Genomic DNA, 1932 nt, shown 5'->3' on the forward strand with positions numbered 1-1932 from the left:
ATCCTTTCATATTCCTTGTTGTAATATTTATCGTCAATTTGCTTTCGAAGCTTCAATTGCACCAATTCGCTTAAATCCTGCTCCAGTAACCCCATGCTTTCTGTGACTTTATTTATCTCTGAAACCTTCGATTCCTTACTCATGATCTTATTTATATTCTCCAAGAAAACCTTGAAGAAAGAGCCTTTATCAACAACCATATCATTGTATAGTTGGATAAAGGCTCTTTTTAAAGTTAAATCATCAACCGCTTTTTCGGAGCAGTTCTTTTTTCCATTTATATAACTATTGCACTGCCATACTATTTTTTCTGATTTTGTTCCGACATTCCAGTGTCTGCGTTTTAAGGTCTTTCCGCATTTTTCACAGAAGAGTTTACCGCTGAATCCATATTTATTGCTGTATTTTCTCCTGTCCTCATTTCTGCCTCTTGTTATTTCAAAGCGTCTCTTTCGCTCCTGCTGTACAAGGTCAAACATTTTCTTTGATATGATTGGCTCGTGGTTGTTATCAATTCTATACATTGGCTCAAGGTTATCATTGTCAACTCTTTTCTTGGTCAGGTAATCAACTGTCACAGTCTTTTGCAGTAGCAACTCCCCGTAGTATTTTTCATTCTCAAGAATACCCCTGATGCTGGAATCCCACCATTTTGATTTCCCTGCTACAGTTTTTATTCCATCTGCTTCAAGTCCTCTTCCAATAGCTGCATATCCTTTGCCATCAAGGTATTCCCTGAAAATCCTTTTTACAATTTTAGCTTGTTCTTCATTAATTACAAGATTGCCATTTTCGTCTTTGTCATAGCCAAGAAACCTTTCGGTATTGCAAATTGTTACCCCATCCCTGAAGCGTTTTCTAAGTCCCCACTTTGTGTTTTCAGAAATATTTCGGCTCTCTTCTTGTGCTATGGAACTGAGCATGGTTAGAACTAATTCCATCTTGGAATCAAAGGAGTATATATTCTCTTTTTCAAAGAAAACCTCAACCCCTATATTCTTCAATTCCCTTACGTGCTTCAAGCAATCTACTGTGTTTCTTGCGAATCTGGAAATGGACTTAGTGATGACAAGGTCAATCATCCCATTCTCACAGTCTTTTATCATCCTATTAAATGCCAACCTATGTTTAACGTTTGTACCGCTTATGCCAGCATCGGCATATATATCAACAAACTCCCACTCAGGATTTTCCGTTATCTTTTTCTTATATTCGCTAACCTGGGCATTGTAGCTCTCCATTTGCTCATCCGAATCAGTACTGACCCTGCAATAAGCACAAACCCTTCTTTTACTTATATTTAGTGTATCTTCTGAATTGTCCTGCCTTTGAATCGGCTGTAAAACTTGAACCTTCTTAACTGCATTTGCCATAAGTATCTCCTTCCTCTTTTAAAATATAGCACTTGGGTACACACATGATACAATCAGTGTGGCAATAAGTAAAGTTAATATAAGGGTCTTAGGCAGATTTCTGCCCTTGACCCTTTAAAAATGAAACCCTGTTTAATCTATCGATTTCATCATATTGCTCGTATGTTATGAACCCCTTTTCTCTCAATTTTTTGAGATAATGAACACTGAGCAAATATTCTACATTTTGCGTTTTGCTCATAAAAAATGCTCCTTTCAGAAAAGTGGTAAAATAAAAGCAAGCGTTTCAGCCTGCCATTGATTTTAGAATAATGATTTTAATTGTACTGAAAACTCCTTAAACACTGTCTCATCATCCGACAGCGTTGCTTTTAGAACTGCATATTTATTAATGTAGGAACTGCTACTATTGGCTTTGATAGTTACGCTATTTCCTGTGCTTGCTGTAATGGTGGCATATGCAGGAGAGGTAGTCCCGTCCTGATTTCTTACGCTCCAGGCTACAGATTTATCAAAGACTTCCGTACCATTATCATAAATGTGGGCAACATATGATTGG

General features: G+C 37.2%; 2 protein-coding genes and 1 pseudogene. All 3 read right to left on the reverse strand.

Translation table 11 applies throughout. From position 1 onward, the window contains the following. Window positions 1-1373: recombinase family protein (locus A7D23_RS13410; RefSeq protein WP_068884142.1), on the reverse strand; the 1373-nt coding region annotated here is incomplete at its 3' end. An 88-nt stretch (window positions 1374-1461) separates the two neighbouring features. Next, a complete protein-coding gene (locus A7D23_RS16170) occupies window positions 1462-1614 on the reverse strand; it encodes an SHOCT domain-containing protein (protein ID WP_176714429.1) in 153 nt (50 codons plus the stop codon). 62 nt (window positions 1615-1676) lie between these two features. Then, window positions 1677-1932, reverse strand: a pseudogene (locus tag A7D23_RS15740) (hypothetical protein); the annotation flags it as partial.

Origin of the sequence: Dehalobacter sp. TeCB1, from assembly GCF_001707455.1 — a bacterium.
GTDB classification, from domain to species: domain Bacteria; phylum Bacillota; class Desulfitobacteriia; order Desulfitobacteriales; family Syntrophobotulaceae; genus Dehalobacter; species Dehalobacter restrictus.